This window comes from Granulicella mallensis MP5ACTX8 (genome assembly GCF_000178955.2).
Lineage (GTDB): Bacteria > Acidobacteriota > Terriglobia > Terriglobales > Acidobacteriaceae > Granulicella > Granulicella mallensis.
Map to the genome: position 1 here is coordinate 139,637 of NC_016631.1, position 23,970 is coordinate 163,606.

23 protein-coding genes are annotated in these 23,970 nt (G+C 57.1%); 14 read left to right on the forward strand and 9 right to left on the reverse strand.

Going from position 1 to position 23,970, the window contains the following annotated elements; genetic code table 11:
• Positions 1–114 precede the first annotated feature (114 nt).
• Entirely contained in the window at positions 115–2,496 is a 2,382-nt protein-coding gene (locus tag ACIX8_RS00595) for a TonB-dependent receptor (protein WP_014263362.1), read from the forward strand.
• A 332-nt stretch (positions 2,497–2,828) separates the two neighbouring features.
• Here the strand turns inward: ACIX8_RS00595 and ACIX8_RS00600 are convergent, their stop codons facing one another.
• Entirely contained in the window at positions 2,829–3,767 is a 939-nt protein-coding gene (locus tag ACIX8_RS00600; protein WP_014263363.1) for a LysR family transcriptional regulator, read from the reverse strand.
• A gap of 176 nt (positions 3,768–3,943) precedes the next feature.
• Here ACIX8_RS00600 and ACIX8_RS00605 point away from each other — a divergent pair, with 176 nt between their 5' ends.
• Positions 3,944–4,687, forward strand: a complete 744-nt coding sequence (locus tag ACIX8_RS00605; RefSeq protein ID WP_014263364.1) for an SDR family NAD(P)-dependent oxidoreductase — start codon at positions 3,944–3,946, stop codon at positions 4,685–4,687.
• 47 nt (positions 4,688–4,734) lie between these two features.
• Here the strand turns inward: ACIX8_RS00605 and ACIX8_RS00610 are convergent, their stop codons facing one another.
• Entirely contained in the window at positions 4,735–5,709 is a 975-nt protein-coding gene (locus ACIX8_RS00610) for an AraC family transcriptional regulator (RefSeq protein ID WP_014263365.1), read from the reverse strand.
• 137 nt (positions 5,710–5,846) lie between these two features.
• Between ACIX8_RS00610 and ACIX8_RS00615 the strand changes: the two genes are divergently transcribed.
• On the forward strand, positions 5,847–6,731 hold the full coding sequence (locus ACIX8_RS00615) for an SDR family oxidoreductase (protein ID WP_014263366.1): 885 nt from the start codon (positions 5,847–5,849) through the stop codon (positions 6,729–6,731).
• Between the two features lie 281 nt (positions 6,732–7,012).
• Here ACIX8_RS00615 and ACIX8_RS00620 read toward each other — a convergent pair whose 3' ends face one another.
• Positions 7,013–7,516, reverse strand: coding sequence for a peroxiredoxin family protein (locus tag ACIX8_RS00620; RefSeq protein WP_190273731.1), 504 nt, complete (start codon positions 7,514–7,516; stop codon positions 7,013–7,015).
• Between the two features lie 153 nt (positions 7,517–7,669).
• Between ACIX8_RS00620 and ACIX8_RS00625 the strand changes: the two genes are divergently transcribed.
• The gene (locus ACIX8_RS00625; RefSeq protein ID WP_014263368.1) at positions 7,670–7,981 is read left to right on the forward strand and encodes a PadR family transcriptional regulator; all 312 of its coding nucleotides are present in this window, start codon (positions 7,670–7,672) and stop codon (positions 7,979–7,981) included.
• Positions 7,978–8,904 carry a hypothetical protein gene (locus tag ACIX8_RS00630; protein ID WP_014263369.1) on the forward strand — a complete coding sequence of 309 codons (927 nt, stop codon included), beginning with the start codon at positions 7,978–7,980 and terminating at the stop codon, positions 8,902–8,904. Before ACIX8_RS00625 ends, ACIX8_RS00630 begins: the two co-directional genes overlap by 4 nt.
• On the opposite strand, the gene ACIX8_RS00635 is transcribed toward ACIX8_RS00630, so the two are convergent.
• The gene (locus ACIX8_RS00635; RefSeq protein ID WP_014263370.1) at positions 8,858–9,313 is read right to left on the reverse strand and encodes a VOC family protein; all 456 of its coding nucleotides are present in this window, start codon (positions 9,311–9,313) and stop codon (positions 8,858–8,860) included. The genes ACIX8_RS00630 and ACIX8_RS00635 overlap by 47 nt on opposite strands.
• A 136-nt stretch (positions 9,314–9,449) precedes the next feature.
• Positions 9,450–10,787 (reverse strand): aminotransferase-like domain-containing protein, encoded by a 1,338-nt coding sequence (locus tag ACIX8_RS00640; protein WP_052310540.1) that lies wholly within the window; start codon positions 10,785–10,787, stop codon positions 9,450–9,452.
• Between the two features lie 272 nt (positions 10,788–11,059).
• On the opposite strand from ACIX8_RS00640, the gene cysK reads away from it, so the two are divergent.
• The 5 genes from cysK (at position 11,060) to ACIX8_RS00665 (ending at position 15,832) form a co-directional block, all read left to right on the forward strand.
• Positions 11,060–11,977, forward strand: a complete 918-nt coding sequence (gene cysK, locus ACIX8_RS00645) for a cysteine synthase A (protein WP_014263372.1) — start codon at positions 11,060–11,062, stop codon at positions 11,975–11,977.
• 41 nt (positions 11,978–12,018) lie between these two features.
• Entirely contained in the window at positions 12,019–12,627 is a 609-nt protein-coding gene (locus ACIX8_RS00650) for a PaaI family thioesterase (protein WP_014263373.1), read from the forward strand.
• A gap of 118 nt (positions 12,628–12,745) precedes the next feature.
• Complete coding sequence (locus ACIX8_RS00655; RefSeq protein ID WP_014263374.1) at positions 12,746–13,168, forward strand: hypothetical protein; 423 nt, start codon at positions 12,746–12,748, stop codon at positions 13,166–13,168.
• 243 nt (positions 13,169–13,411) lie between these two features.
• Entirely contained in the window at positions 13,412–13,708 is a 297-nt protein-coding gene (locus ACIX8_RS00660) for a PH domain-containing protein (protein ID WP_014263375.1), read from the forward strand.
• Positions 13,709–14,161: 453 nt separating this feature from the next.
• Complete coding sequence (locus ACIX8_RS00665) at positions 14,162–15,832, forward strand: B12-binding domain-containing radical SAM protein (RefSeq protein WP_014263376.1); 1,671 nt, start codon at positions 14,162–14,164, stop codon at positions 15,830–15,832.
• 132 nt (positions 15,833–15,964) lie between these two features.
• Here ACIX8_RS00665 and ACIX8_RS00670 read toward each other — a convergent pair whose 3' ends face one another.
• Positions 15,965–16,414 carry a rhodanese-like domain-containing protein gene (locus ACIX8_RS00670; RefSeq protein WP_014263377.1) on the reverse strand — a complete coding sequence of 150 codons (450 nt, stop codon included), beginning with the start codon at positions 16,412–16,414 and terminating at the stop codon, positions 15,965–15,967.
• Between the two features lie 325 nt (positions 16,415–16,739).
• Positions 16,740–17,198: an Lrp/AsnC family transcriptional regulator gene (locus tag ACIX8_RS00675; RefSeq protein WP_014263378.1), complete on the reverse strand. Its 459-nt coding sequence runs from the start codon at positions 17,196–17,198 to the stop codon at positions 16,740–16,742.
• A 335-nt stretch (positions 17,199–17,533) separates the two neighbouring features.
• Between ACIX8_RS00675 and ACIX8_RS00680 the strand changes: the two genes are divergently transcribed.
• On the forward strand, positions 17,534–18,544 hold the full coding sequence (locus ACIX8_RS00680) for an EamA family transporter (protein ID WP_014263379.1): 1,011 nt from the start codon (positions 17,534–17,536) through the stop codon (positions 18,542–18,544).
• A 236-nt stretch (positions 18,545–18,780) separates the two neighbouring features.
• Here ACIX8_RS00680 and ACIX8_RS24275 read toward each other — a convergent pair whose 3' ends face one another.
• On the reverse strand, positions 18,781–19,830 hold the full coding sequence (locus ACIX8_RS24275; protein ID WP_150110438.1) for a hypothetical protein: 1,050 nt from the start codon (positions 19,828–19,830) through the stop codon (positions 18,781–18,783).
• Between the two features lie 268 nt (positions 19,831–20,098).
• Between ACIX8_RS24275 and ACIX8_RS00690 the strand changes: the two genes are divergently transcribed.
• From ACIX8_RS00690 to ACIX8_RS00700, 3 genes are all read left to right on the forward strand, one after another.
• Positions 20,099–20,506 (forward strand): YciI family protein, encoded by a 408-nt coding sequence (locus ACIX8_RS00690; protein WP_014263381.1) that lies wholly within the window; start codon positions 20,099–20,101, stop codon positions 20,504–20,506.
• Positions 20,503–21,774, forward strand: coding sequence for an RNA polymerase sigma factor (locus tag ACIX8_RS00695; RefSeq protein WP_014263382.1), 1,272 nt, complete (start codon positions 20,503–20,505; stop codon positions 21,772–21,774). The genes ACIX8_RS00690 and ACIX8_RS00695 overlap by 4 nt, the downstream gene beginning before the upstream one ends.
• A gap of 480 nt (positions 21,775–22,254) precedes the next feature.
• The gene (locus tag ACIX8_RS00700; RefSeq protein WP_014263383.1) at positions 22,255–22,617 is read left to right on the forward strand and encodes a YciI family protein; all 363 of its coding nucleotides are present in this window, start codon (positions 22,255–22,257) and stop codon (positions 22,615–22,617) included.
• 215 nt (positions 22,618–22,832) lie between these two features.
• Here ACIX8_RS00700 and ACIX8_RS00705 read toward each other — a convergent pair whose 3' ends face one another.
• Positions 22,833–23,642: an OmpA family protein gene (locus ACIX8_RS00705; RefSeq protein WP_014263384.1), complete on the reverse strand. Its 810-nt coding sequence runs from the start codon at positions 23,640–23,642 to the stop codon at positions 22,833–22,835.
• Positions 23,643–23,970: the final 328 nt, after the last annotated feature.

Below are 23,970 nucleotides of genomic sequence, written 5' to 3' on the forward strand. Positions count from 1 at the left end.
TTTCTCTGACATCGTTATGACAACTGGTCTTCTTTTCTAATCCAGACTGAATTGGTCGTAGTTAAGTAAGACCAACTAAGTCGCATTTAAAGAGATGCCGCTTCAAGGAAGATCATGTCGTCCCACCGCTTTAAGAGCAATCTGTTCGCCTGCATTGTTGTCATCCTTTCCACGCTCGCCGCCGCCGCACAATCCGCATCGCTTCACGGTACCGTTCTCGACCCTGTCGGAGCCTCCATCCATGGCGCTCATGTCTCGCTTACCGGCCACGGCAGTCGCCAAACCACAACCACCGACGTTACCGGAGCCTACGGCTTCACGGCGCTCCAGGGTGGCAGTTATACGCTGACTGTCGAAGCTGCCGGCTTCGGCCGCTATGAAAACTCCTCTATCCACGTCGCCGCTGACAAGTCGCTCGACTGGCGCGTTCAGTTGGGACTTGAGTCTGCCTCGCAGTCCATCACCGTGCAGGGTGACGTTGAAGCCCTGGAGCAGGTGCCTACCCTCGGCAAGACGGGCACCATTCTTCAGGACATTCCGCAGAGCGTCTCCGTCATCGGACACGGTCTCTCCGAACAGCAGGGCGATCTCGTTTTGCAAGACACCGTCCGCAATGCGAGCGGCGTAATTCAGGGCGGCACCGACGGCTTCGGGTTCGCCGACCGCTTCCAGATTCGTGGACTCGAAGCCCGCATCTTCAATGATGGCTTTTCCGACGGCGATGAGCGCAATGGTATTCCACACTCGCTCAATGGCGTTGAGCGAGTCGAGATCCTCGAAGGCCCCGGCTCCTCGCTCTTCGGCAGCGGACCTCCGGGAGGGACGATCAACCTCGTTCATTACACGCCGTCGCCGAAGTTTGGTACAGGCGCACAGTTTCAGGCGGGATCGTTTGGACTCTTCTCGGGAACAGCGTATCTTACCGGCGGCACTGGTCTGCAGGGACTGGACTACCGCATCGACGGCATGGCGGAACACCAGGACGGCTTCCGTTCCCTCGCCGCTGCCGACTACGAGCTTCGTCCCGTGCTGGGTCTGACCAGTAGCCACAACGTTCTTTTGTTGGCCTTCGATGGTCGCGACCTGCAGGCTACTCCCGATCCCGCGGGCCTTCTCTACGTCAATCACACGCCTATCACCACCGTCGGACGCGATGCGAAATACTCTACGCCCTTCAGCTTCGGGGACCAGACGATTGGCCGCTTCACCGGATCGGATGTATGGCAGGCCGCACCCTTCGTTACGGTGAATAATCGTCTCTCCTACATGTACCGGAACCTCGCGATCCTGCGAAACGGCGACGGCGGCACCATCGTGGGAACAGCCCTCACCGGTCGCCAGCTACGCACCCAGCACGATACGCTCAACGACTTTGACTATGAGGCCGAGCCGGTCTTCAGCTTTCATATCGGCTCCGTGCACAATACGTTGCTTACCGGTTTTGAGGCGCAGCACCAGAGCGTTGTTGCCAACCGCGCGACAGCCGATCTGCCTAACATCGTCAACATCTTTGCGCCGGTCATTCCGGAGACATCTCGCAATAGCCTCACCTTCCTGCGGGATGCGACGCACTCCGGTTTTCTCGATCATCTCAACGCAACCTACGAGGGCCTGTATGCAACGGATCAACTCGATCTCACCAGCCGCTGGAAGCTACGCATCGGCGGCCGGCAGGATTGGTGGCAGACAGCACTCTCACCGCAGGTCAACGTGGCGGGGCGCAGCCTCGGCAATGGCCAACTCATCGAGCCTCCCAACACCTACACGCGCAATGACACGCCGTTTAGCTGGAACGTCGGCACCGTCTATCGCATCCTGCCTGGCGTCTCGCCCTTCTTCGGCGTAGCGCACAGCAACCTCGTCAACTTCAACTCAGAAGCCACGCAAAACGGCGTGGAGGCACCCGAGAACGGAACGCAGTATGAAGCCGGCGTGAAGGTCGCAGCGCTCAATGATCGCATCCTGGTTACTGCTGCCGCCTTCCACGTCATGCGCAACAATGTCTTCTCGCTGGTGAGTGACATCCCCGTCTTCAACGACCAACTGACCCAGGGTGGAGAAGGCAATGTAGAACTCGCGCTTTCGCACCATTGGAAGCTGAATGCAAACGCAACGGGGATGCATGCCTCACTGACGGATAACCCCTCGAACCCCGCAGCTACAGGTCGTCGCCCGCAAGGGGTGCCAGATCGCATCGTCAATCTATGGACCAGCTATGAGCTTCCACTGGGCGGACAGGACACAATCACGCTCGCTGGCGGCTTCACCAATCGCAGCAGCATGTTTGCGGACCTGCTCAACACCAATTCCATTCCGTCCTACACCACCGCGGACGTCGTCGCGAACTTCCACGTACACGGTTGGACCGGTGCCTTCGGGGTGCGTAACCTTACCGATACGCGCTACTTCACTGCGGCGAATGGCGCGGGCGGCTTCGTCGGGGAATCACGCTCTTACTTCGGCAAGGTGCAGTTCCGCTTCGGGGCGGGAAGGTAACGTACTGCTTCGAAGCGGAACTGGATCTCCATAAACACAAGGGGGGCCGAGCCTCTGCTCGCCGGCCCCTCGCGTGTTCTTCAGGACTTTGCACGATCACCGAGCAAGCATTGCTGCCCAACTACTTTTGCTTTTCTGGCTTGTCATTCCGACCCTGAGCGAAGCCGAAGGGGAGCGAATCTGATTTCTCCCGTTCTTTGTTCGTACTACCCAGAAGACGTAGGCGCAAAAGCCGAGGGTCTGTTCCTATTCAATCGCCCACAAGCCATCTTCCAGGCCACATTTTGATAAATGGCGAGAAGACGACTTTACGTTACCGATTTCTTCAATCCCTATCTTGGGATCTTTGCCGCGAGTTCATTCACCCGCGAAAGGAACAACTTTAATACGGGAGAGGGATTTGCCTTACGATAGCCGACCGATAAATCGATCTTCGGTCCCACGCCTTCAAGTGGACGAGTGGTCACAGTATCCGGAAGAAAGGTCTTTGCATAAAGTGGCAGGAGAGCGATGCCACCCGTGGAGGCGATGAGGGACATGACGCCACCCAAATTGTCTACCTCGTGGCTCGGTCTGATCTCGATGCCATTGTCATTCAGAAACCTGTCGATCGCCCGGCGTAACGCCGGCTGTTTGCCTGAGATGCTGAGGGCCGTTCCGGAGACGCTGATGAATGTTTCCCCGGCAATCTCTTGAAGAGAGATCGTCTTCCTCGCAGCGAACGGATGATTCGAAGGCATGAAGACCTCGAAAGGCTCTTCGACAAGAGTCCTGAAATCCAGATCGCTGCTACCGTCTTCTCTGCGAAGGAAGGCCACATCGATCCCCCCATGCAATAGAGCGGCGGCAAGTTGGGGAGAGTTCTGCGTAGAAATCACGACGTGGATATTGGGCAATTCGTCGCGAAGAAGCTTTAGAGCTTCAGGAAGCCATGTCGTGTCATGGCCGATCATGAAACCCAAAGCGAACGAAGGCTTCGTCGGGTAAGCGATCTGCCGAGCGGATTGTACGGCCGCCTCCGCCTGAGAAAGCATGATGCGCGCGTGGTCCAGGAACACCCGGCCTGCGGGCGTCAACTCGACCCCCTTCGCTCCTCTTACAAAGAGCGGCGTACCCACTTCGTCTTCAAGGTCACGGATCTGGCGGCTCAGTGACGGTTGCGTTGTGTGCAACTTTTCTTCCGCCGCAAGCTTGAGGCTACGCGCTTCAGCGACCGCGACGAAGTAACGAAGATGCCTGAGCTCCAAATGCCACCTCTGCCTGAAAAGCATACCCCCTCAGCCAATAAAGCAATTTTATTGGCGACGTTTCGAGGTTATGCTCGGGAAACTGTTCATTCGACTGCGAAGGTATCACTAGAGAGCGAAGGCCGCATCCCTACGCTGGCCCCTGGACCTCTCTTCGCTCAATCGAGGGACATCATTCGTCTGTAGAAAGGTGGAAACACATGTCGTACTCGTTGAAGGGAAAAGTCGCGCTGGTAACAGGCGGATCGCGTGGGATTGGCGCAGCAATCGCAAAACGCCTCGCTGCAAATGGAGCGAGCGTGGCTATCACCTATGCAAAGGATGCCAGCTCAGCTTCTGCCGTGGTCACGGCGATCGAAGCGGCGGGCGGAACAGCAGTTGCCATCCAGGCAGATGCGGTCGATCCCGAAGCGATTCGCTCTTCGGTGGAGAAGGTCGTCGGCGCCCTGGGCAGACTGGATGTTCTTGTGAACAATGCCGGCACCGCCATTCCAAAGCTGTTTGAAGACACGACTCTGGAAGAGATGGACCACGTCATCAATCTCAACATTCGCGGCGTATTCGTCACGACACAGGCAGCCCTGAAGCACATGAATGATAACGGCCGAATCATCATGATCGGTTCATGCGTTGGCGAGCGCAATCTGACACCGGGGTTGGCGGCCTATGCGGCGACCAAGGGTGCCGTGAAGATGTTTGCCCAGAGTTTGTCCAGAGAGGTCGGGCGCCGGGGCATCACGGTGAACAACGTGCAGCCGGGTCCGATTGATACCGACCTCAATCCTGCTGCTGGAGAGTGGGCCACTCCTCAAAAAGCAGTCACGGCGCTCAACCGCTATGGACTTGTTGATGAGGTCGCGGCACTGGTCGCATTTGTCGCCAGTCCGGAGTCCGCCTACATCACTGGGGCGAACCTGACCGTCGATGGTGGAACAAACGCCTGAGCAGAGCGGTCTCCTCATCCAACAGGACTGAGGAGACCGCACTCCCGTCATCCCGCAACAAGCTCAAGCCGATGCGCACGCGCAACTTCTTCTCCGCTATCAGAAGAAGAAGCCAAACTCCGCCCACGGCTATATTGCCGCGGCGAGCAGCCCATGACTCTCTTGAAGGCTGTGCTGAAGGCGCTTTCAGATTCGTACCCAAGTGACGGCGCGATCTCCGAGATGGGATCGCTGGAGTTCACCAGCCTGTCCCCGGCCAGCAGCATGCGCCAGCGTGTCAGGTACTCCATGGCGGAGGTCCCGACCGTCTGCTTGAACCTCAGCGCAAAGATCGATCGCGACATCCCCGCTAGTCCGGCCAGTTCCTGCAACGTCCAGCGATGCATCGGATCGGAGTGCATCGCACTGATCGCTGCGCTGATCTGTTTGTCTGCGAGAGCGAAGAGCCATCCCACGCCGCCACTCAACCCCTCCGCCAGATGCAGCCGCAACGCCTGCACCAGAATCATGTTGGCGAGTTGTTGTGCGACCAGAAAGCCGCCCGGCTGCGGCTCGCGCAACTCCTGCCCCATCCGCTCCAGGGACCAGCGCAGCGTTGCCCTGTCCGACTCCTTCCGGAGATGCACAATGGGCGGCAGCACTCCCAGCAGGATGTCGGCATGCTTGCCGCCAAGCGTGAAGTGGCCGCCGACACTAAAGCAATCCCCGCCGCCATTGACCGTGCGGATGGCCCCATTCAGAGGAAATTGAAAGAGCGAGAAAGCATCGACCGGCGTTAGCGCCGGATCGCTTGCCAGGATGAAAGGCCGCCCGCGCGGCAACAGGAAGCAGTCGCCCGGCTCCAGCCTCACCGGCTCGGGAACGCCCTCCACGGACAGCCAGCAATGGCCCGAGACCAACGCATAGCATTTGATCCCTTCATGCTGGCCGAACCGGATCGACCACTCTCCGCCCATGTCGACGCCGCCGGACATGTAATTGCGTGGTTTCAGCAGCGACAGCACATCGGAGAGCGGATCCATAAAACCCCGGACGATTGCAAAGATAATACGGACTCTACAGCATAGATTGTACGGCCTTCATCCCTTACCTTGTCATAACGGGGCTGCAAATGCGGCCACGAGCAGCAGGGGTTCACGAACCAAAAGGAGAAGTCGTTATGCGTGTTTTCGTTACTGGCGCCACTGGATTTATCGGCTCTGCCCTCATTCCGGAATTGAGGAACGCGGGTCATCACGTACTCGGATTGACGCGCTCGGAAGAGGGAGCGAAGTCCTTGATCGCCGCAGGCGCCGAGGCGCACCGAGGCGATCTTGAAGACCTGGAAAGTCTGCGCAGCGGAGCGGCCCTGGCAGACGGCGTGATTCACTGCGGCTTCAACCACGACTTCTCGAAGTACGTAGCTAACTGCGAGATGGACAGGCGAGTCATCGAGACCCTCGGCTCCGTGCTCGCCGGCTCGGACCGGCCCCTGGTGATCACGTCCGGGGCCAGCACGGCGATCACTCCGGGACGCGCTTCGACCGAAGAAGATGCGCCCAACTCTCCCATTCCCCGCGTGGCTTCGGAGATGGCGGCAGCAGCCGTGGCAGCGCAAGGCGTCCATGTTTCGGTCATGCGCCTTCCGCAGGTGCATGACACTGTCAAGCAGGGCCTCGTCTCTTACCTGATCGAAGTCGCCCGCAGGAAGGGTGTCTCCGCGTATGTCGGCGACGGCCTCAATCGCTGGCCTGCGGTCCACGTGCTCGACGCTGTTCGTCTCTACCGGCTCGCGCTGGAGAAGGGCATTGCGGGAGCACGCTACAACGCGGTGGGAGAAGAGGGTATTCCGCTTCGAGAGATCGCTGAGACGATCGGTCGCGGCCTGAAGCAGCCGGTGGTGTCCCTGTCCCCTGAGCAGGCAGCCGAGCACTTTGGCTGGCTGGCGGGATTTGCAGGGTTCGACGGAACGGCTTCGAGCGCCCTCACGCAGCAGCGGCTGGGCTGGCGCCCCACAGGCCCGGGCCTGATCACCGATCTCAACAACATGCGCTTCGAAGCCTGACAGAGTATGTACCTGCGGCGCAAAGTGCCGCAGGTACATTCCTCATCGCAGGGCTTATCAAACTGCGCATGATTGAAGTCGAACGGTGCAAACAGTTTGTTGAGGCAAGGAATCGGAAGGGCATGGCTTCAGCCATGCCGCAAGCCCAGCGTCGAAGACGCATACCTCGCTGCCGCAGGCCGGAGTGAAGCCCGCAGGGCGTAACGACCGAAATTGCCTTCTTCGGTCGAGGCAAGACAAGTCGCTCCAACCACAGATAGATCCTTGGTTATTCCGAGACCTCACCGCTCCGCTAGCAGCCTCTTGATGTTCGCTTCAACATTGTCCTTGTTGATGACAACGCCCACATAGGCCACCGCGATTCTTCCCGACTTATCGATCAGGTACGTGGCAGGAAACGCACTCAACTTGTAGGCCTTGGAAATCGCATCGTCCCCCATTGCGATCGGGTAATTGATCCCCTTCTGCGCGACGAACGGCCTCACCCGGCCCCAGGCTTCGTCAGCGTCCTTCAGGCTCTCATAAGAGATATCCATCGAAACGCCAACAGCGGTAAATCCCTGGTCTTTGTATGCCTTCTCAAGTGCAATGAACGAGGGGATCTCGAGCACGCAGCCGCCGCAATCCGTCGCCCAGAAGTTGAGCAGAAGAACCTTACCCCGGTAGTCGGAAACGTGGATCTTCCTGCCATCCTGCCCAACCACTTCAAAGGCCGGCGCTGGTTTCCGCTCTGCTGTTGGTGTGAGCGACGCATGGGCGTCCTGTTGTCCGTGCAGAGCAGGCACAAGGCACATTCCTATAAGCCCGAGAACACAAGCAACAGCTCTGAGTCCCATCTGTCGCACTGCTGGTTTCCTCTCCATACTTTCCTCCGTATCCCTGCAGGCTCGCCACAATTCATCGACAGTCAGCCCTATAACCTCTACAATGTAACACTAATGATAGGCGAGTTCGAATACCTGCTGATTGCTGCCACCCTCCGCCTCGGCGAAGAGGCCTACGGTGCTTCCATTCGCCGCGAGGTCGAAGAGGCAACGGAGAGGCCCTGTTCGATAGGCTCTCTCTACACAACGCTGGATCGTCTGGAAGCCAAAGGCCTGGTGACGACGTGGATGGGAGAGGCAACGGCGCAGCGCGGAGGGCGTGCAAAGCGCATGGTCTCCGTAACGGCCAAGGGCGTCGAATCAGCCTCCGCTTTTTATCGCGCCATCTCGAGAGTCAGCCGCGATATCTCATGGGAGGCGAGATGACCTTTGTCTCAAGACTAGAGCCCATGATGGCCTTCCTGTTGAAGGGGCTGCTGAGTGCGCTCGACGAAGAGGAAAGAGAAGCCGTCGCCGGAGACTTACTGGAAGCGCACGAGTCTCCCCTGGCATCGGTGCTTCAGGTCCTTGGCCTGGTACTCAGAAGACAGCTCAATCACTGGGCGCGATGGCAACCCTGGCTTGTCTTCATCGCCGTCGTAACTCCATTGGCCGTTGTGCTTTCTCAAACGGCAAGAGAGTTTGCAGGCTGGGCCGCAGTTTATAGCTGGATGTTAATCAACAATACCGATGCCACTCTCCTGCGCACTCCCGGATTCTGGCATGGTGCGCTGGAGTACGGCGGGGCCATCGTTAAATTTGGCCTGGTACTGTTTTGCTGCTCGTGGGTCTGCGGACGCTTGATTGCAAAGCTATCTCGCCATACCCGCCTCTCGATGGGACTGCTGTTGTTGGTCATCTCTTTGCTCGTGAACATCATCGGCATCCCGTCCCATGCACGAGCGTTTCTGATCCATGCCAATGACAGATATTTTCCGAACGGACCCGTCTTCGCACTCGCGTTCTATCGAACATGGTTTCCACTGATCCTCTTCGTCCTCACCGTGCTGATCCCTTTCTTGCTGGCCATGATTCCAACAAAGACAAGCATCCGGGAGTCTAAACCGGTCAGCATCCTTCTGAGTTGTTCCACTGTCTTCGTGACTGTTGGGCTGATGGAACAACCCTGGCTATTGAGGGAGATCTGGAGCTGGCAAATCATTCCTGCACCCTGGGTGCATCTTCCCTATCTCTTGCCCTTCGCTTCCATAGGGCCAGCTTGTTACCTGCTTTGGAGATTCGGCCAACGCAGTTGCAACAACTTCAGTCCGCGCGCGCGGCGGCTTCCAAAGCGGGCAGGTCCAGCTTGATCATCCCCATCATGGCCTCCATCGCTTTGGGGTGACTGACCAACTCGCTGATATTACGCGGCACAATCTGCCAGCAGAGGCTGAAGCGATCCGTGAGCCAGCCGCACGCCATCGATTTGCCGCCTTCGATCAACTTGTCCCAGTAGCTGTCGATCTCTTTCTGGGAGTCGCAGCGGACAAAGAAGGAGAAGGCAGGGGTGAGCGGTTGTCCGGGGCCGCCGTTGAGAAACACCATCTCCTGGCCTTCGAGCTCAATCGTGATCGTGGCAATCTTGCCCACGGGCCAGGGACCGACGCCTTTGGAGCGCAGCTCATCGAGTTTGCGCGCGTGGGGGAAGACGCTCAGGTAAAACTCAGCGGCTTCTTCAGCGTTGTCATTGAACCAGAGGAACGGAGCAAGGTTATTCATGGCAGGGATAGTACCAGACAGCAGGGCACGGTCGGCAAGCTGGCTGATTAGGACCGGTGTAGCCCGTTCAGCGCAGCTTCACGAGCAGAGAACATGCATGTAGCAATGTAGCCTTCGTCTCGTCCTCTTCCTCGCGTCAGGGCTTCAGCACCTCACCCAGGAGATCGAAGACCTTTTTATTCGCGCACTGGGCTACGTTGAAACGCATGAAGTGATTTGCGGTCTGCGACACGCTGAAGACATTGCCGGGCGCTAATACGAGACCCCGCTCCAACGCGCGGATCGCGATATCTGCGGAATCTAACTGATCGGGCAACTGCGCCCAAAGAAATACACCGCACTCTGGCCGTATCCAGAGCTCGAAGCCGAGATGTTCAAGCTGTTCGATAGTAAAGGCCATCGCTCGTGCGAGCCGCGGACGAAGAGCCTCAAGATGGCCCCTGTAGCTGCCGTCGAGTAATAGGCGGTGTGTGGCCTGCGCTGTCAGATCATTGGTGCCGAAGCTGGTAGCCAGTGCCAGATCCGTAAGTCCCTCGATCCAGTCATTGCGTGCAACGATGAAGCCGCAACGCGCCGCCCCGGTAAGTGTCTTGGAAAAACTTCCGGCCAGGATGACCCTCTCAAAGCCATCAAGCGCCGCAAGGCCAGGCGATGAACGGCTTTCGAGATCGGCATAGATGGTGTCTTCAACGAGAACGAGGTCATGAACTTCAGCGAGCTTAAGCAGTCGATGCGCCGTACTGAGACTGATATTTGCGCCGGTCGGATTATGCAGGACTGCTGTTGTCAGGTAGAGCTTTGGGCGGTGTTCCACACAGGCTGCAGCGAACTGTTCAAGGTCTGGACCATTCGGTGTATAGCGAATCCCTATTGTCTGAACTCGTTGTGCCTGCAGCATGTATTGAAAGTTGAAGTAGCACGGGTCGTCGATCAAGACGGCATCGCCGGGCTGTAGAAGGAAACGGCAAATAATGTCGATCGCACGCGTTGCGGAATCCGTGAGAAAGATATTGTTGGGCTCCGCGGCGATGTTTCGGGCGTTGAGGCGCCGGGCCAATTGTTTCCGAAGAGGCAGATAGCCTTGTAAAGATCCGTAGGCAGTAAGGTTTGCTTGTTCATCACGGCTGATTCCCCGTAAGACGCGGCGAAGCATGTCTCCAGCCAGCCAGTCATCCGGCAGCCATCCACTCCCGGGCTGAAAGGTTGCATTCGACGTAAGCGCTTGACGCATGATCCATAGCGGATCGATAGCCCGATCGAGTTGGAACCCTGGATCTTTCAACCTGAATGGGCGCAATCGTGCTGCTGCGAAAAAGCCCGATCCTCGCTTCGCTTCCACAGCTCCTTCGGAGACCAGGCGATCGTACGCCTCCACGATCGTTGATTTCGATACGCGCAGATTCTCTGCAAGCTGGCGGATGGAGGGAAGTCTCGTCCCAGGCGCCAGGGCGATCCGCTCACGTATCGCCTCCATCGCGAACTCTACTCGACTGACTGATTGGGTCTTGGCCACAATCCGTACCTCTCTGATATGCCATACAGTTGCGTCCCTTGCTGGGAGCGATCTCCCAAAGAATAGCCATTACAGCAGCTGAAGAAGAATTAGACAACCAGCAAACTGTACTCTCCATTCCCCCAGTACAGTTTGCGTGAACTGTAGCTTCCTTCTGTGCGTTGCCATCGAGATGATGGAAATGAAGCATCACGGAACATCAGTGTTCGCCGGCCGCATAGAGGTGTCGAAGAATGATCTACGAGAACGTGACGTGCACTGTCGGACGCACACCGATCGTTGAACTCGCAAGGCTCTCAGAGGGCATGCACGCTCGTCTGCTTGCCAAGCTTGAAATGCGCAATCCGTGTGGAAGTGTGAAAGATCGGGTTGCACTGGCGATGATTGAGGCTGCTGAGGCACGCGGTGCGATTGTTCCCGGCGCAACTCTCATTGAGGCGACCGCAGGAAATACAGGAATCGGGCTGGCCTGCGCAGCAGCCGTCAAAGGCTACCGGTTGATCCTTGTGATGCCCGAGGCAATGTCCGAAGAGCGAGCGAAGTTATTGCGCCATCTTGGTGCGGACATTCGACTGACGCCGGGCATCCTTGTCGCGGATGCCGTTGTGTTGGCAAAGCATTTACATCGACAGATTCCGGGCGCGTTTCTTGTAGATCAATTCAACAATCCGGCGAACATCGCCGTGCATCGCCGCACAACAGCCGAGGAGATCTGGACAGATACTGGCGGCGTCGTGGACGTCTTCGTTGCGGCCGTCGGAACGGCGGGAACACTCATGGGGGTGGCAGGTGTTCTGAAGGAACGCAAACCCGGTGTCCGCATCGTCGCTGTTGAGCCTGCAGCATCCGCTGTGCTCTCGGGAGGGGTAGCAGGGCAGCACCGGATACCGGGCATTGGCGTGGGTTTCGTTCCGCCGCTGTACGACCAAAGTTTGGTGGATGAGGTCATTGCAGTTTCCAACGAAGACGCCTTCGCCACCGCCAGATTGCTTGCAAAACGTGAAGGGATCTCTTCCGGCGTCTCGGCCGGTGCGGCACTCCATGCCTCTCTGCAAGTGATGAGGCGACCTGAGCTTGCGGGGAGAACCGTTGTCACGATACTGCCGGATACGGGCGACCGATATGCCAGTTCCGGCCTTTTCGAAGATTGATCCGCCATGATTCATGGCGAGACAGGAGAAGTCATCAAGAGATGAGCAAAGAACAATTGCAACACGAGCCTTGCCGAATCGAACTCACCGAGCGCGATCTGCATAACTCTCGATCGGGGGTCTTCTTGCAGGACGAAGGGGGAGGGGAAGCATCGCTGAAGGAAAGTCGTCAGATTGGCGTGGTCTCTCGCGATGTATTGCTGGCGGAAGATGGCATGTCCTTCGTGACCGGGATGCAGAATGGCCGCCATCCCTCTGCACCGTACTCCGACACAACGGGCATTGAGCTTGTAGAGGTTGAGGAAGGTCGTGTCGTCTTTATCGGTAGGCCTGGCGCACGCTACCTCAATCCTGTGGGTACGATTCACGGGGGCTGGGCGGCGACGATCCTGGATGCTGCCATGGCCTATTGCGTCCATTCGACATTGAAGGCGGGTGAAAACTACACGACCCTCGAGATGAAGATCAACTATATTCGTCCGGTGCTCCCGTCGCTGGGCCGCGTGCGTTGCGAAGGCAAAGTGATCCATCGTGGTAGCAGGACGGCGACAAGTGAAGGCCGCCTCTTTGATGAACGGGGAAAGCTGCTTGCTCATGGCAGCGAAACCTGCATGATCTTCCCGCTGAGCCCCTGTGAGAAAGGATCGTGATTTCTGCAAAGAGTCTTCGATCTCCACACCAGGCCAGGAAGAGATGTTGCAGCGTATGATTGCCGACCGAAGTTTCCGCACGACCTCACGATTTTCGAATGCCATAAGGAGAGAGTCGATGAATCCAATTCCTCAACAGCTATTGATCTACGGTACTGTCCTGTTTCTGGTTAGCTTGCTGATCGGCTTTGCTATGCCGATCTTCGCGAATCCCCGTATGGGCGTATCGGCGCATGTCGCCGGATTGCAAAGCGGAATGATGCTTTGGGCGATGGGACTGATGTGGCAGCGCCTGAACCTTTCGGCCTTTGCCGAGCGGCTCCTGCAGGTACTGGCGATTGCAGGCCTTTATGCAATCTTCGTAAGCCTGTTCCTCGCCGCATTGTGGGGAACCAGCCGTGCCACGCCCATCGCTGGAGCCGGTCACCAGGCAAGCCGACTGCGCGAAGTTGTCGTCACCGTGGTGCTGACGAGCGGATCTCTCGCGAGTGCAGTTTCTGCGACGTTATTGTTGTGGGGCCTGTGTCGCTGGAAGTACTGAAAGTCTTTACCAGGTGCAAGATGGCACAAGCTGAATCAGAAGAGCCATGGTTTTTTAAAACGTCACTGCGAGTGGAAACAGGTAAATTTTCAAACTCCCGTTTCCTCCGAGGTATAAACTGCGCCCATGCGATTTTACGCACAAGACCGTTTGGCCAGAATTTCGCTGCCTTTGTTGAACCTTGCGCTCTGTGCCTTGCAAATTTGGTCGGCGGTTCGCCACCCATCCACGGAACATACGTTGATGGCCATAGTCTGGGGCTTCATTACCTTCCTCAACACCATCAACTTTTGGGGTACGTATTGGGAGGTCACGCCACAAGGCCTGTTTGAAAGCCGAGGATTGTTTGTGCGCCGCGTAATCCCCTACAACCTCATTCAGGATGTCAGCCCGGATGATTCACCTCGTGGGAAACAGGACAATAGTCGGATTAGAGTTTCCATCCTCCGCAGCGAGCCGCTACTGGCGCGTCCGGTTGAGTACGAGCGCTTCGTCTCTGCGTTGGAGCAGCACCTTGACCCTGTCCTGATCCATGTCTAAGACGCAGCGTCAACAAACGCTCGCTCGACCAATCCTGGAAAACGCTTTTCTCGTCAGCAAGGATCAGTAACGTGATGCTGACTTGTTATTACTGATTCTCGAACCGTAGCTCCGCGAAAACAGGGTTTTGAGAAAGTTCCCCAGTGCGAACTTGCCGCAAACCGCCACGTTTCGCGGGACTTGCAGACTACGTCACCGCGGATCACGGACGTTCGAACCACGTTCAAGGAGCCAGAGACGATTGCGGCGATCGAGCGGCCAGAGGGCAGGTGGATTGACACGCCCCAGTCTCATTTCAAGTCAACACGCGGTCTCACAGCTCAACGCGTGTTACCTTCAGGGACAAAGAGCACAATGGATGCAAGCGCGTTCCACGTTCCACGACCACGTTGACTGAATTGATCCCCGCCTGCGGTATAAATAGTGGCGGTCACGTTTTGCCGGAGACCACCCATGCTCGCCTCAGTGAAAGACCCGTTTCAGCAGATTTCTTCCTCGACCAACGACATCTCAACGAAGCGGTTTGAGCCCCTCGGCAAAGAGGTTAAGGCCTTGATGGTCTGGCCCCGCTTTCCTCCCTCATTCTGGGGATTCGAGGGCGTGCTTGAGATGGTGCCTGAGAAGTCGGTGATGCCTCCTCTTGGTTTGATCACCGTCGCTGCGCTATGTCCGTCCTCGTGGAGTATTCGATTGCTGGACCTGTCCTTCGAGGAATTGCGAGAGGAGGACCTGCTTTGGGCCGACCTGGTGATGGTGAGTTCCATGCAGGCGCAACGTGCCGACACGCTGGACGTCCTGTCCCGTGCCCGCGGTCTGGGCCGTAGGACCTTCATCGGCGGCCCATGGGCAAGCAGCGAACCCGAGTTCCTGACGACGCAGGCCGACCATGTATTCGTCGGTGAGGCGGAAGAGGTCTTCGGAGAGATTGCGCATCAACTCGAGCATGGCGCGGCACAGGCCGTCTACAAGGTCATCGACAAGCCTGATATGTCGGTGAGTCCCATGCCCCGCTTTGATCTTCTGCACATGAACCAGTACACCTCGATGTCGGTCCAGTTCTCTCGCGGTTGCCCTTTCCAATGTGAGTTTTGCGACATCATCACGATCTATGGAAGGCGTCCGCGGGCCAAGCCGCCGGAGAAGCTCATCGCGGAGCTGGACGCTCTGCTTGCACTGGGTTGGCGCAACGAGGTCTTCATTGTTGACGACAACTTCATTGGCAACCACAAGCTTGCCCTGCAACTCACCCATTCGCTCGCGACCTGGCAGGAACGGAACAAGCGTGTCATCTCGTTCTACACCGAGGCATCCATCGATCTGGCGGACAAGCCCGAGTTACTCGCCTCCATGGTCGAGGCGAACTTCATGTACGTGTTTCTCGGTATTGAAACACCCTCGGCCGAGGCGTTGAAAGGATCGTCGAAGTTCCAGAATCTTCGCGGTGATCTGGTGACCCAGGTGAGCAAAATCCGCGAGAGCGGATTGTGGGTGTTGGCTGGCTTCATCGTTGGCTTCGACTCGGATGACGAGACGATCTTCGAACGACAGCTGCAATTCATCGATAAGACTGCGATCACCTGGGCGATGGCCGGAGTCTTGCAGGCGCCTCCCACAACGGCGCTGTTCGATCGTATGAAGCGTGAGGGAAGGCTGATTGAAGACAGTACGGCCACGACCAACTTCAGCGCGCCAAACTTCAAAACAGTTCTGCCACTTCCGATTCTGCTGCGCGGATTGAGCACTCTGCTGAAAGGCTTATACACGCCGGCAAATTACTTCGGCCGGGCAATGCGTTCGCTCGAATCCTGGCAGCCACGTCCCGCACAAAAGCCCCCAGAGCTACCTCTGCTCTATAACCTCCGTGTCTTTGTTCAGTCGATGTGGCAGCAGGGCGTCTGTTCAAACTACCGTCTGGCCTACTGGCGGTTTCTCCTCACGGCGATTCGGCGATGGGCACTTCAGCCGGCCAAGATGTGGCTCGCCTTCATGGTCCTGCTTTCGGCAAATCACTTCTTGAAGTATGCAAGAGAGGTCGCAGAGGATTTGGAGGAGCAATGCCAGGCGCTCGAAGACTCAAAGCTTTACTCTCAGACATTGGCTGTAGGCGTAGAGAGCCGGGGTTGAGAAGTATCGGGAAACATGTTTCACGATACTGATCCGCAGTCTTGGATCAATCCCATGGATTCCTCATCTCGGTGAGAATCGCTCTCACTACTCAGCCGTTGATCCGCAAGTAGCTCCAGTGAAAAATTGGAGCTACTTGCCTGTGTCGAGATGAAAGGCTTTTCCGTACGGCTCGACCGGAAAGCCACTTGCCTTCCATGCCTCCAGTCCGCCTCGGAGAAATTTAGTCCGTAAAAAACCCATGGCGAGAACTCGATGCAGGATGGCACGACTGGTTCTGTCACTCGGGCACGTGCAATAAACGATCGAATCTTTGTCTTTCGGGATGAGCGATGGATTCTCCATCACTTCACTTGGCGCAAGCCGCTTTGCGCCTGGAATAATCTCGGAATAGGCTAACAAGTCGAGCGGAAGGCGCACATCGAAGAGAAGCACTTCCTGATGTGAAGCAAACAAGGCCTGCAGATCTTCCGGCGTGATGCTGTACTGTTCTATTTCATGACGGGCTTTCGACCGTCTGCTCCATACAACGAGAACGATCAACAGGCACACGGCGCAAATAGTCATTAAAATCGCAGCCATCTTCGTTTCTCCCCCATCCCACCTCAGATTCACGAAAGACCTGAGAGGATGCAGCAGGATGGATTACGGCAATCTGGAAGCTGACTGACGAGAGGCCGGCCTAACGGCACTAGGCAGTGTCTGAGGAATCGGAGCTACGGCTTTTGTCCTTGTGGCTGCTTTTGTTGTCGCCTTTGCCCCGCCGATGGCCTTTGCGCCGATGCCTTTGCTTTGAAGGGGCGGGACTTCAGTCCCGCCGTCTATGCACCGTTGTTAGTGTGGCTTTAGCCACTGAGGGAATGCTCGCCTTGCCCGTTGCAAAGCTCTCCGGGAGCGGAACACTCAGTTAGAACGGCGGAAGTCGGTTGCGAATAGTTTGTGCTTTGACAATTGAGGTGTTCAACTCGGCGGAACGAGATATCCGGTCGAGGATTTGATCAAGCTGACTAATCGTGAAGACGTGCAATCTAGCGATAAAGCAATCGTTCCCCGTGACCTTGGAGCATTCGGAAAACTCGGGAGTATCTTCAATCAGTTTTTGCACGACCTGGAGTTTGCCGGGGAGTGGTTTTATTCGCACAAGGGCTTGAAGGTCGTATCCAAGGCTTGCCGGATCAACCTCAATGGTGAAACGTCGAATCACGCCTCGCTCCTGCAGGCGTTCGACTCGTTCGGAGACGCTTGGCGCTGAAAGCTTCACTTTGTTAGCCAGGTCCTTCATCGAGATGCGTGCATCGTGAAGGAGAACTTCGATGATCTCTCTGTCTACACTATCGAGTGCGAATGATTTAAGGGTGCGTGGCATGATTGCCCTCTCTTTCTGAGGATAAATCAACAGAATGCCTCTGTTTATTCATATACGAGCCACGTTTACTCTTTTAGGCTTATTAGAGGCTTCATTGAAAGCTGTGACTACCGGGCAGATATTCCCGACGAGAGGTCGAGCTGAGGTTGCCCCAATGACACGTGTTGGATTCCGCTCACCGACGCGTTAGTCCAGGCACCGCGCTCGCATTGATGGCGGTTAACTTACGCAGCAGCGCCAACTTTCGATACGGGAGTTGCTCCGAGAAAGGGACACAGCGGGTCGGATACTCTCACACCGAACTCATCATTCCCGGCTGATCTCCAGGTAAGCTCATGACACCCTCTTCGCAACACTCGAATCAATCCAATGTACCTACTCGTTCCAATCGCAAGACACCCCCGCCGGCATTTATCATCGTCGCCTTCGCCTGTGTCTATTTCTTCTGGGGCTCAACCTACACTGCGATACGCATTGGAGCGGCCCAACTCCCTCCCTTCGTCCTCACCGGTGTACGTTTCTGCGTCGCCGGTGCAATCCTGTTATTCTGCTGCCGTCTTCGCGGTCTCCGTATCCTTTTGCCGCTGCGCACTCTCATAACGCTCTCTATGATTGGACTGCTGCTGCTAGCCGCCGGCAACACCAGCCTGGTCTATGCGGAAAAATACATTCCTAGCGGCCTCGCATCACTTATCTTCGCCGCTACGCCTCTCTTTATCGCCCTGATTGAGATGGCGCTGCCTCACGGCGAACCGCTGAATCTGCGCGGTTGGATCGGAATTCTCCTGGGCTTTCTCGGTATGGTCACCCTGCTTGGACCCACCCTACACGAGGTATTCACGGTCGGGCTCTTCACAAATACGACTCGGCTCATAGCCATTCTCGCTTGTCTCGGGGGAGCACTGAGCTGGGCCATCGGTAGCCTTTACTCTCGCCATCAACGGCTAAACGTCAATAGCTTCGTCTCATCGGCCTGGCAAATGATCTTCGCAGGCTTTTTTAATTTGCTTCTGGCCACCATGTTCGGCCAGTGGCCGCAGGCTCACTGGAACGTTTCCACCTTCGGATCGCTCGCGTGGCTCATCACTGGCGGATCGCTCATCGGCTATTCCAGCTATGTCTACCTGCTCGAGCACGTGCCGGTCGCCAAGGTTGCTACGTACGCGTACATAAACCCCATCGTCGCCGTCCTTCTCGGGCTCCTTCTCCTTCATGAACGCATGCAAGCAGCAGAATTCGTCGGTATGGCTTTGATCATTCTCGCGGTAGCGTTGCTCACTTCAACGACGATCAAACTCAAAAGTGTTAGCGGTAAGGCACAACAAGAAACGATGTCCGACGAATAGCTTCATGCCGATGTTGAGAACAGACCTTAGCGCTCACCGACGTTGGTTTGCCCCCACAAATAGATAAGCAACGGTAAACGTACCTCTCGTCACCAACAGTCACTGACGACAAGCGGCCTTATGATTACCGGTTTGTGTCGGAAAGCTGGAGCGCGGAATCGTTGTGCTGATGAACGACGCCATAAGCGGATTGGTCTCGCATTACACGTAGCAGCACTCCGGATGATCGTGGGCGATCATTTCGCTACGATATGGATGCCGGTGAGGTGTTCGCCGTCCTTCACGACGACGATGTCCTGTGGAGAGGCGTCGCTAGGCGCCAACCCTGTCTCGCGGACAGGAACTCGCCCAAAATCTCGAAAGATGACCTGATACTCTCCAGCCTTTACGAAGTGGAGGGTGAACTGCCCACTGGCATCCGGGAACTGGCCACTGGGATCCACTGGCTCGTCGTGGGGTTCGCCGGGTCTTCGCAGGGAGACGATCCCAGACGTGCTTACCGGCTTCCCCGTGGCATCCACGATCTGCCCCGAGATAGTTCCTGAGGGGAGAGCTGTCGCATCTGCGTGGCAGCCTGCACTTCCGCTCCTGGGGATCTTGATCATCTGTGGATGTCCCATCGCGTCTTCGTAGGTGACGAGGTCGGGCGGAAGATCGTAGTTGACGTGATACTCGGCAGCCGGCAGATCGAGTACGGTGTAGACCCCCTCGGCGTCGGTGACGGCAGTATAGGCATTTCCATTGGCCGGGATGAGATGAACGGTGACACCCGCGAGCGGTCTTGGTGGAGTGCTGCTGTAGAGGGAGTCCCGTCTAGAGACGACTCCAGATAGATCGGGCAGGCGCTGATGCGCGAGGATGGCACGAATCTCTCGGAGCAGGCCGTCGGCCATCCCCTGAGGCTGCGTGGCGCTGCAAATACCGGTGCTGAGGCGTTCGTTCTCGCCGTAGTGGCCTGCGTCTACGAGATAGCTTTGTCCGATTTCGAAGCTGTAACCGCAGTCACCGCCGCCCATGCCGGTCTCGATCTCGATGACGTCAGATGTATGAGGCGCTCCAGTAAGTGCCTCGGAGACTTCGAAGCGATAGACGCGGCGGCGAACGGGAAACGATATGCCGGTGATCTTGCTCTCAACGATCCGGACGGAGAGGGCTTTGCCAACGAAGAGCGTGTCGCGGATTTGAAATGAGCCGCATCCTGCTCTGCTGACGCAGCTGCACGCGCGGGCAAGCGGAGCCAGCAGGACGGTTGCGATCACGAATAGCCAAAGGTATCGCCGCTTCATGGAAGATAGATTGCCATGCCGCGACAGAGATAGCATAGGAAAATCGCGATCTACGGCATAGCCGGGCATCTCCGTTCCATCGACGCTCAGCCCGCCGGCGCGATGTCACCGAGTCGGGCACAATCCGCGCAGCTCCCTCCCAGGCGCGGAAATTTTATCGTTAGTGGTAGAAATCGGCGCATCCTATTCGACGTATGAATAGAACAGCCAGCGTTGGCTTTAATAAGCCGGCCAATATTGACTGGAATCGATGATGAAGGAGAGATTCATGCGCTTCATGATGATGGTGATTCCCAAAGGGTATGAAACGGCAACCGCGGACGCAGCCCCCAGCGCGGAGGCGGTGGCCAGGATGATGGAGTACAACAAGAGCCTGCAGAAAGCAGGCGTACTGCTCGGGCTCGATGGGCTTTTTCCCCCTTCGACCGGAGCACGTATTTCCTACACAGACGGCAAGGCAACGGTCACGGATGGGCCGTTCGCTGAGGCCAAAGAGACTATCGGAGGCTACTGGATCATTCAGGTGCGCTCGCGGGAAGAGGCGATCGAATGGGCCAGGCGAGCACCGATGGCCAACAACGAGATCATCGAAGTGCGCCAGATCCATGAGATGGGCGATTTCCCCGCGGACGTGCAGAAAGCAGCCGAAGGCTTCGAGGAGCTTCGAAAGGCATGAGCGACATCCACAAAGCGATTGAGGCCGTGTGGAAGATCGAGTCCACACGGCTCATCGCCGGGATTGCGCGCGTCACCCGCGACATCGGCATTGCGGAGGAACTCGCTCAGGACGCGCTCGTTGCGGCCCTTGAGCGGTGGCCGGAAGAAGGCATTCCGGAGAAGCCCGCGGCGTGGCTGATGACAGCGGCTAAGCGCCGCGCCATCGACTCTCTGCGCCGTGGCCGGATGCTCGAACAAAAGCATGGAGAGATCGCGCGAGAGCTCGAATTCCAACAGCAGCGACTCGGTGAAGCGATGGATCAGGCTCTGGATCAGGTCATCGATGATGACGTCCTCCGCCTCATCTTTACCGCCTGCCATCCAGTCCTCACGGTGGAAGGGCGCATCGCTCTTACATTGCGTCTCATTGGCGGCCTCACGACCGCTGAAATTGCTCGTGCCTTCCTTGTACCGGAGAAGACCATGGGCCAGCGAATCTTTCGGGCTAAAAAGACTCTCGCTGAAGCCCATGTTCCCTTCGAGATCCCGCGTGGAGACGAGCTGCGTCGCAGACTTGAGTCCGCACTCTCGGTGGTCTACCTGATCTTCAACGAAGGCTATACGGCGACGTCCGGAGACACGTGGATGCGGGAAGAACTCTGCAATGACGCGCTGCGCCTCGGGCGCATCCTCGCGTCGCTTCTTCCCGGTGAATCGGAGGTCCATGGCCTGCTGGCCTTGATGGAACTCCAGGCATCGCGCACGGCGGCACGCAAGGGGCAAAACGGAAAAGCCGTTTTGTTGCTGGAGCAAGACCGGTCTCTGTGGGATCACATTCAGATACAGCGAGGCATGGCCGCACTTCATTCCGCACAGAAGCTGGGTGGCGGAGCGAGTAGCTACACGTTGCAGGCGGCAATCGTCGCCTGTCATGCCCGCGCGCGCACCGCCGCGGATACTGACTGGGAGCGGATCGTTCTTCTCTACGACGCTCTTCTCCAGATCCGCCCCTCTCCCATCGTTGGACTGAATCGAGCGGTAGCCGTCGGGATGGCACAAGGCCCCACCGCCGGACTTGCTACGCTGGACGCTCTCGACCCCGACCCTGCCCTGACGGGCTATCACCTGCTGCCCAGCGTTCGAGGAGACCTGCTCCTCAAGCTCGGCAGATTCTCCGAAGCGCGCGAAGAGATTCAGCGCGCCATTGCCATGACGGAAAACAGGCGGGAGCAGGAGTTGCTGTCAGAAAAACTAAAACAGATACCGGAAACAAAGCAGGATGCTTGAGCTGGCTTCTGGAGCGAAATCGAACGGTGCAAACGGTTTGTTGAGGCACGGAGCGGAAGGGCACGGATTCACAGGTTGCGGAAAAACTCTTAGCTGGGAAGAGAGTCTTGATCTTTAGGGCCAAAGGCCCGTTTCACACCAGCCTGGGGTGGAGCGCAGCAGCGAGCGTTTTTAGCTCGCTGCAAGCGTAGCCCCAGGTACAGAGCCAATAAGAAAGCAGAGGGCTGTAAGCCCGATTCATCGTTCCTGCACGATGAGTCGGGCTTACAGCCCTCAACTCTACTCCTGCGCCTAACCTGGGGCGTTGCTCCTCGAGCCACCACGCTGTCGCGTGCTGGCTCGAATCGGTCAACGCAGTAAACCGCGTAGGAGGCAAACTTTCCAGGGACGATTTGTCGAAGTCCACTCAAGCCGTTCGTCGTTATAGTGAAGGCAAGCCAAACGGCCCGCCCGAAGACGCTACAGAATGAAGGAGAAGTTATGCCACATTATTTGGTTGCGATTCACCTCCCTGACAACTACGACCCGTCCGCAGAGGGCGAAGCGATGGTCCGCGATATCGACGCGCTCAATGAAGAGATGGAAGCTGTTGGCGCCAGGTTCTTCGCCGGTGGCCTCGGCGCACCCAGCAGCGCGAAGTCGCTGCGCCGTCAGCCGGAGGGGGAAGTGGTCGTCACCGACGGGCCGTATCTCGAAGCCAAGGAGCACGTAGGCGGTTTTTGGATTCTGAAAGCTGCTGGCATGAACGAGGCACTGGCCTGGGGTCGCAAGGCCGTCATCGCCTGCCGGGCGCCGGTCGAGGTACGCGAGTTCGGCCGGAGCAGTGCACAGAAGCTGCTCTAGGATGCACTTGGAGTGTGGTTGAACTGTGCAGCCAGTTTGTTTAGTCCCGATCCTATACGGCCTGGCTGAAGCCAGGCCCTTCCGACCCCGCCTCGGCACCGATACGTAAGTCCCAACAACAAAGCGATAGTGCAAGAGCCTTCAGCTCGTCGCACTATCGCTTGGTGGTTATACGTTATGTTTTGGATCACTCGGACGTTACCGAGTGAATCCCGTTAGCCGGTGATGCCCTTGTTGACGACGATGGTTACGACCACGCGCCGGTTCTGTGCGTGTGCGCTCCGTGTGTGATCCTCGGAGACTGGGTTGGTGGTTCCCATTGCGGCAGGCGCGAGAATTCTCGTCATGGGAACAACGCCTGTCTGTTGAATGATAGCCAGCACTGCGTCGGCCCGTTCACTGCTCAACCTCTGATTCAGCGCTGCTGAACCAACGGCAGAAGCGTAGCCCTGCACTTCGATCATGTAGCCCGGGGTATTCGCAGCCGACTTCACGAAGTCAGTGAGCTGGTCCTTGTCCTTCTTGCTCACCGTAGCTTTTCCATTGGCGAAGTTAACGGTGATGCTTCCCTTGTCCTCGTATTGGTCCAGCGTGGTGAAGCGCTGATTAGCCTGGCCGATGGCTTGCTTATTCGTTGCGGTATCGGCGGTAGTTACTGCCAGACCTTGCTTGGTTGTGTCGATATCCTGCGAGTTCTTCGCAGTGTCCTGTTGGTTCTGTTCGATGTCCTTGCGATCGCTCTTGAGCTGATCCTGTGCAGCCGCAACCTGCTGGTTTACAGGATGCAGACCCGCGTCAATCTGCCGTGCCGTGTTCATTGCGGTGCGCGAGAACGTGACCTTCTTTGCAACCAGCTGGTGATCGCCATCGTAGGAACCCTCAACCTTCACAGCGAGACCCGGGACCAAGTCGGCGATGGCGGGGTGCTGTCTGCTGAGACCAAGGAAGCCGCCCTTTTCTGTCGCCCTCGTGCTGTCCGAGAGAAGCACAGTGAGTCTGGGGCTGTCTGCGGTCTTCACTGACATCGCAGGGCCGCTCCTTCCGATGACCAACCCTTCAACAGTCGCTTCTTGCGCAACTGCTGTAACACCTAGTGATGTAAACATCGCCAGAGATAGTGCCAAGCCACAGGTTGTTGTAAGTCGACCCTGATTATTCATGTATTTGTTACTCCCTTTTCTTTTTTGGCTATCTGGTCAGCGGCTTCCGGAGCCTCGTTATATCGCGACCGTACGCCCCGCCACAAAGCCCAGATAGGAGCCGCAGCGGGAACTCAATAACCTTGGATGCATAAATGCGGAAAAGAGAGGTAAACGAAAAGGTACATCGTTCTATCTTGTTGGAAGGAAAAGG

What these genes read in the sequence shown, in the direction of transcription:
- ACIX8_RS00650 (WP_014263373.1), top strand. Translation starts at nt 12,019, where the DNA reads ATGAGCAAAGAACAATTGCAACACGAGCCTTGCCGAATCGAACTCACC.
- ACIX8_RS00665 (WP_014263376.1), top strand. Translation starts at nt 14,162, where the DNA reads ATGCTCGCCTCAGTGAAAGACCCGTTTCAGCAGATTTCTTCCTCGACC.
- ACIX8_RS00700 (WP_014263383.1), top strand. Translation starts at nt 22,255, where the DNA reads ATGCCACATTATTTGGTTGCGATTCACCTCCCTGACAACTACGACCCG.
- ACIX8_RS00595 (WP_014263362.1), top strand. Translation starts at nt 115, where the DNA reads ATGTCGTCCCACCGCTTTAAGAGCAATCTGTTCGCCTGCATTGTTGTC.
- ACIX8_RS00640 (WP_052310540.1), bottom strand. Translation starts at nt 10,787, where the DNA reads ATGGAGGCGATACGTGAGCGGATCGCCCTGGCGCCTGGGACGAGACTT.
- ACIX8_RS00655 (WP_014263374.1), top strand. Translation starts at nt 12,746, where the DNA reads ATGAATCCAATTCCTCAACAGCTATTGATCTACGGTACTGTCCTGTTT.
- ACIX8_RS00670 (WP_014263377.1), bottom strand. Translation starts at nt 16,414, where the DNA reads ATGGCTGCGATTTTAATGACTATTTGCGCCGTGTGCCTGTTGATCGTT.
- ACIX8_RS00625 (WP_014263368.1), top strand. Translation starts at nt 7,670, where the DNA reads ATGATAGGCGAGTTCGAATACCTGCTGATTGCTGCCACCCTCCGCCTC.
- ACIX8_RS00690 (WP_014263381.1), top strand. Translation starts at nt 20,099, where the DNA reads ATGCGCTTCATGATGATGGTGATTCCCAAAGGGTATGAAACGGCAACC.
- ACIX8_RS00705 (WP_014263384.1), bottom strand. Translation starts at nt 23,642, where the DNA reads ATGTCAGTGAAGACCGCAGACAGCCCCAGACTCACTGTGCTTCTCTCG.
- ACIX8_RS00635 (WP_014263370.1), bottom strand. Translation starts at nt 9,313, where the DNA reads ATGAATAACCTTGCTCCGTTCCTCTGGTTCAATGACAACGCTGAAGAA.
- ACIX8_RS00675 (WP_014263378.1), bottom strand. Translation starts at nt 17,198, where the DNA reads ATGCCACGCACCCTTAAATCATTCGCACTCGATAGTGTAGACAGAGAG.
- ACIX8_RS00600 (WP_014263363.1), bottom strand. Translation starts at nt 3,767, where the DNA reads ATGCTTTTCAGGCAGAGGTGGCATTTGGAGCTCAGGCATCTTCGTTAC.
- ACIX8_RS00615 (WP_014263366.1), top strand. Translation starts at nt 5,847, where the DNA reads ATGCGTGTTTTCGTTACTGGCGCCACTGGATTTATCGGCTCTGCCCTC.
- cysK (WP_014263372.1), top strand. Translation starts at nt 11,060, where the DNA reads ATGATCTACGAGAACGTGACGTGCACTGTCGGACGCACACCGATCGTT.
- ACIX8_RS00605 (WP_014263364.1), top strand. Translation starts at nt 3,944, where the DNA reads ATGTCGTACTCGTTGAAGGGAAAAGTCGCGCTGGTAACAGGCGGATCG.
- ACIX8_RS00610 (WP_014263365.1), bottom strand. Translation starts at nt 5,709, where the DNA reads ATGGATCCGCTCTCCGATGTGCTGTCGCTGCTGAAACCACGCAATTAC.
- ACIX8_RS00680 (WP_014263379.1), top strand. Translation starts at nt 17,534, where the DNA reads ATGACACCCTCTTCGCAACACTCGAATCAATCCAATGTACCTACTCGT.
- ACIX8_RS00695 (WP_014263382.1), top strand. Translation starts at nt 20,503, where the DNA reads ATGAGCGACATCCACAAAGCGATTGAGGCCGTGTGGAAGATCGAGTCC.
- ACIX8_RS00630 (WP_014263369.1), top strand. Translation starts at nt 7,978, where the DNA reads ATGACCTTTGTCTCAAGACTAGAGCCCATGATGGCCTTCCTGTTGAAG.
- ACIX8_RS00660 (WP_014263375.1), top strand. Translation starts at nt 13,412, where the DNA reads ATGGCCATAGTCTGGGGCTTCATTACCTTCCTCAACACCATCAACTTT.
- ACIX8_RS24275 (WP_150110438.1), bottom strand. Translation starts at nt 19,830, where the DNA reads ATGAAGCGGCGATACCTTTGGCTATTCGTGATCGCAACCGTCCTGCTG.